The organism is Photobacterium sp. OFAV2-7, from assembly GCF_022347985.1.
Classification (GTDB): domain Bacteria; phylum Pseudomonadota; class Gammaproteobacteria; order Enterobacterales; family Vibrionaceae; genus Photobacterium.
Genome location: NZ_JAKRFQ010000349.1, coordinates 1 through 4,963 on the forward strand (window position 1 = coordinate 1; position 4,963 = coordinate 4,963).

Here is a 4,963-nt window from a genome sequence, read left to right on the forward strand (position 1 = left end):
CGCACAGGAACACATCATGATCGGGAAAGCTGCCAGCGGATGCATCCCCAACAGGTATACCATGGTCATACACGGTGCGTACAAGCCAATCCCTACCGTCATCAGCGCCCCGAACAAGAAGTTACCGGCAATGGCAACCCCCAGCTTCCAGCCACTCAGCCCGAGGGCTAATCCGCCAAGCGGAAACAGCTCCAGCTGACCGGCGAGCATCAGGGTGGCAACCACCAGCAACGCCGCACTCATCGCCAACCGTATCAGTTGGCGATCCCAGCCGGATACCAGCCGAGCACCAACCGTTGCCCCAAGGCAGGCAGCCAGCACCAGGCTCACCATGGTGACTTCGTCAACATCAACCGCTGTCAGAAAAATCAATGACTGAGCAACTGTCGCGATCACCGCCTGACTGTTCAGGGTTCCGGGCAGAAGCTTATCATCAACCAGCTTGAACTGTTTATATCCAGCGGTCTTGATAGCAAAACTACCTACCCCGAGGGTATCGCAAAAATTGGCAAAGCCACCAATAAGGCCTATCGGAAAAATCTTCGTTTGCGCTTCCTGCTTATGGTTCTTGCGCCACGCATTTAGCAGCATGACAGCAAAAACGCCTCCACCTACAAGCAATCCAGCTTGTATGACTGTAAAGACCGTCATATTTTGCACAAAATTTTCTCAAAAGGGACTATATTGTGGATTAACTTAGTGATTAATTCTATGCTACTGGTCACAGACGTGATTTGCTATTGGTTGCACTCTGTGAAACCATCATCATTTATAGTATTTTGTCTTTAAGCAGCCTGATAAAGCGTTTTATCGCCTGCCAAGCAAACTCTGGTGCCGGACGGCTCATTAATTAGAATATCAATAGATTACGTCAGACTTCATGCACTCATATCTTGCTCGACAACCTGTTTTAAACAGAGACAAAGCAACCGTTGGCTACGAGTTGCTGTTCCGTGATGGCCCTAATAATTGTTTTCCGGATGTTGGTGACGAACATGCAACCAATCGTTTGTTAGCTGATAATTTCTTTACCTCGGGGGCAATAGAAGCAACGTCGGGGAAAAAAGCCTTCGTCAATTTTCCCTACACCAGCCTCATTCAGCGCACCCCGCTAATGTTCCCTAAAAAAAGCTTTGTTATCGAGATCCTTGAAACCTGCGAACCCAGCGACGAATTACTGGAAGCCGTTATTGAGCTCAACAGCAAAGGTTATACCCTTGCGCTGGATGACTTCGTTCCCAGCGCCGAGTGGAAGCGTTTCCTGCCGTATATCCATATCATCAAATTTGATATTCGCACGGTACCTATTGCCAAGGCCCGTTTCTTTATCCGCCACCATAAAGACAAGACGAACAAGATCCTGTTTCTGGCCGAGAAAGTGGAAACTCACGACGAGTTCACCGAAGCCTGCGAGGCGGGGTTTGAGCTGTTCCAGGGCTTTTTCTTTAGCAAGCCGGAAATGTTGCAGCGCAAGACACTCACGCCCTGCGCACTGACCACGTTGCGCCTGTACAAAGAGATTACTTTTCCTGACGTAAACTTTAATACCGTCGAAAGTATTATTGCCACCGATGTCTCGCTGTCTTACAAGCTGCTGCGCCATGTCAACAACCTGACATACACCCGGGCCAAACCGATCTCCTCGTTCAAGCAGGCACTGGTTTACCTCGGTGAAGAGCGCCTGAGGCGATTTGTGACCTTCGTGGCCACAGCCCATGCCACCGAAAAAAAACCGCAGTCACTTTATAGCCTGTCGCTACAACGAGCCCATTTCTGCGAGCGCCTGAGTAATCTGGCAGCAACCGACATCATCGGGAACCAGGCCTTCCTGACCGGACTGTTCTCGCTGCTGGATTCCCTGCTCGACCAGCCGATAGAAGAGGTGATCACCCTGCTTCCTCTGGATAAGCAAGTCCAGCAGGCACTGGTGCACCAAACTGGTCCGCTGGGGCATATTCTCAAGTTAATCACAGCGTATGACAAAGCCCAGTGGGAAGCCGTTAGCCTGTTGAGCAAACAACTCCAAATCAATGAATCAGACGTTGCAGAACTGTATCTGGAGTCTTTAAAATGGTCTTCTTATTTTGAACATACAGCGACTGATTAATCCATGTCTACGCCAGACCAGCAATGCCCGTGCGGCAGCAAGAAAACACTGGTAACTTGCTGCCAGCCCATCCATCAACAGCCATCACGAGCCCAGCACCCTGAACAACTCATGCGCGCCAGGTACAGTGCGCATGTCCTTGGTCTTGTTGACTTTGTCGTTGCCACCTACCACCCAAGCTGCGAAGCAGAGCAATACCGCGAGGCTATTGCCGAGTCAGTACATTCTCACTGGCTGGGCCTGGAAGTTATCAGCAGCGAAGTTGCCGAAAATGGTGAAGGGTATGTTGAATTCAAGGCCTATTACCAAGAAAACGAGGATGAGTTTTGTCTTCATGAAAAATCACGCTTCCTGCGCGAGCCTGTCGGCGAGGAATGCCAGTGGTTTTATATCGACGGGGAATATCCGCAACCAGCTGAAGAACCAGCTCCCGTAACGCCCGCGCCGGCGAGTAGCGATAAAGTCGGGCGCAATGATCCTTGCCCGTGCGGTAGCGGCAAAAAGTTCAAAAAGTGCTGTGGCTAACCGGTAAGCCCAGTCCGAAGCCCGAGCTGTCGGGCTTCTTTTTACCCCTCCCAACCCCGGCTTTCTCTACTCAGTCTTTCACCCACTCACTACGCTTGTTCGACTTGTCCGAATAAATGTTACGATTCTCAGTAACAGTTTGACCAAGGTCACAATCTGTCTAACAACACAGACACAACGAACAAAAAACACTCAACCCTGGCACCTCATTGTCGATAAATTGACCACAACTCTCTAAAGAAATGAGGCAATGACATGATAAATCCCAACAACAATCTGCCGTTGAACGCTCATAAACAGCTAAAGAAAGTCACCCAGGCATCGCTCATTGATGAACGCAAACAAAAAGTCGAAGCCAAAAGCGAAGACAACAAACAGGATCCCCCCAAGGAACAATCCAAAAAGCGCCCGCCCAAAGGTCTGCTTGATATTTATGTTTAACTTTTATGCCTACCATTAGCGGCAAATGTTAAATAATTCATATTATACCCAAACGACCTCAAGATGCAGGATTCAGAGTGAGACCAGCGCGCTCAGTTTAAGGAAAATGACGGTAGGAATGGCTTTCCCTTTCAACGTTATTTGACACAGAAATGGGCGCGCTGGCTCACTCCCAAAGGGCGAGTTCCAGTTCTTTTAAATAGATAGGGGCTTCTATGCGTTGTTACCGATTATTAATTTAGAGCCACTAGCCTACAAGCCAAGTAATTCTCGCTGAAACGAGCATCTTGAGGTAGTTTGGGTATATTAATCATCAGCTCAGGCCCACCCATTCGATAACTCACTGGTCCTGAGCCGTTTGCACCTGTTTTATTTACCTTTTTTTAATAAATCAATATTTCGGTAAAAATACTGTTGCAAAATCAAATTAGCTTGGTTAGTGTGAATAGCAAGCAACGAGTTAATAACGATTTAAACAGAGTACATAAATATGCGTATCCCAATGGTAAACCTACATCACCATCATCATCCTGACTAGTCTTTCGGGAGGATACGCCTCGCTCTGGAAGACGGACAAAAACTCTTCCAGCGGTCATTAGAAATAACAGAATTCAGACCCTCGGAAGAACTCACTTCCGAGGGTTTTTTCGTTTTCAGGCTTTAAGAATAATCGATACAGGGAACACAACGATGCAGACTCAACGACTACGAATCGCAATTCAAAAGAAAGGACGCCTGAGCAAAGAGTGCCAGGACCTGTTCAAACGCTGCGGCATTAAATTTAACCTGATGGGTGAGCGCCTGGTCGTACACTCCGAAAACATGCCTATCGACCTGTTGCTGGTACGCGATGATGATATCCCGGGCCTGATCATGGATGGCGTGGTCGATTTGGGTGTCATCGGTGAAAACGAGCTCGAGGAAGTCGGTCTTGAACGTGCCGCCCTTAACGAGCCGTGCGATTACACCAAACTGCGCCGCCTTGATTTTGGTGGTTGCCGCCTGTCTATTGCCATCGACAAGGACGAGCAATATACCGGCCCGCAAGACTTGCAAGGCAAACGTATTGCTACCACCTACCCGCAGCTGGTCAAGCGCTATATGGATGAGCAGGGTGTCGAGTTCAGCCCTTGTATGTTAAACGGTTCAGTCGAAGTCGCACCACGAGCAGGCCTGGCCGATGCTATCTGTGATCTGGTATCAACCGGCGCTACCCTCGAGGCCAACGGCCTGAAGGAAGTCGAAGTTATTCTGCGCTCCAAGGCAGTCCTGATCCAGCGTACGGGTGAATTCAGCGAAGACAAACAAGCACTCATCGAACGTATTCTTACCCGTATGCAGGGTGTTATCCAGGCCAAAGAGTCGAAGTACATCATGCTACACGCTCCGACAGATCGCCTGGACCAAATCACGTCACTGCTGCCAGGCGCCGAAGACCCGACCGTGCTGCCGCTTGCTGCTGATAAAAGCCGTGTTGCCATCCATCTTGTCAGCTCAGAGAACCTGTTCTGGGAAACCATGGAACAGCTTAAAGAGCTTGGCGCAAGCTCAATCCTTGTCCTGCCAATTGAAAAGATGATGGAGTAAGCCATGAAGACGGTTGTGTGGCAATCTTTAAGCGATAACCAGCAGGAATCCCTGCTCCAGCGTCCGGCGATCACCGAAGGGGCCAATATCACGGCGATCGTCTCTGACGTGATTGCGGATGTCCGTCAACGCGGCGATGAAGCCCTGCTGGAGCTGACCGAAAAATTCGACAAGATCCGCCCGGAATCAATCAAGGTTAGCAGCCTGGAGGTGGAAGCGGCAGCAGAACGCCTCAGCGACGAAATGAAGCTGGCCCTCAAGCAGGCCTATGACAACATCGCGACTTTCCACAAAGCACAAAAG

The 4,963-nt window shown here is 49.6% G+C and carries 6 protein-coding genes and 1 other annotated feature; of the genes, 5 read left to right on the top strand and 1 reads right to left on the bottom strand.

Annotated features, from left to right (window positions below; translation table 11 throughout):
* Positions 1-651, bottom strand: a 651-nt coding sequence (locus MHN01_RS16425; protein WP_239412327.1) for a sulfite exporter TauE/SafE family protein, incomplete at its 3' end; no start/stop codon positions are given.
* 229 nt (positions 652-880) lie between these two features.
* Here MHN01_RS16425 and MHN01_RS16430 point away from each other — a divergent pair.
* From MHN01_RS16430 to MHN01_RS16450, 5 genes are all read left to right on the top strand, one after another.
* Positions 881-2,107, top strand: coding sequence for an EAL and HDOD domain-containing protein (locus MHN01_RS16430; protein WP_239412328.1), 1,227 nt, complete (start codon positions 881-883; stop codon positions 2,105-2,107).
* 3 nt (positions 2,108-2,110) lie between these two features.
* Entirely contained in the window at positions 2,111-2,632 is a 522-nt protein-coding gene (locus MHN01_RS16435) for a YchJ family metal-binding protein (RefSeq protein WP_239412329.1), read from the top strand.
* A 255-nt stretch (positions 2,633-2,887) separates the two neighbouring features.
* Positions 2,888-3,073 (top strand): hypothetical protein, encoded by a 186-nt coding sequence (locus MHN01_RS16440; RefSeq protein ID WP_239412330.1) that lies wholly within the window; start codon positions 2,888-2,890, stop codon positions 3,071-3,073.
* A gap of 513 nt (positions 3,074-3,586) precedes the next feature.
* Positions 3,587-3,724: a sequence feature (His leader region), on the top strand.
* Between the two features lie 39 nt (positions 3,725-3,763).
* Complete coding sequence (gene hisG, locus MHN01_RS16445; RefSeq protein ID WP_239412331.1) at positions 3,764-4,660, top strand: ATP phosphoribosyltransferase; 897 nt, start codon at positions 3,764-3,766, stop codon at positions 4,658-4,660.
* Positions 4,661-4,663: 3 nt separating this feature from the next.
* Positions 4,664-4,963, top strand: a 300-nt coding sequence (locus MHN01_RS16450; protein WP_239412332.1) for a histidinol dehydrogenase, incomplete at its 3' end; no start/stop codon positions are given.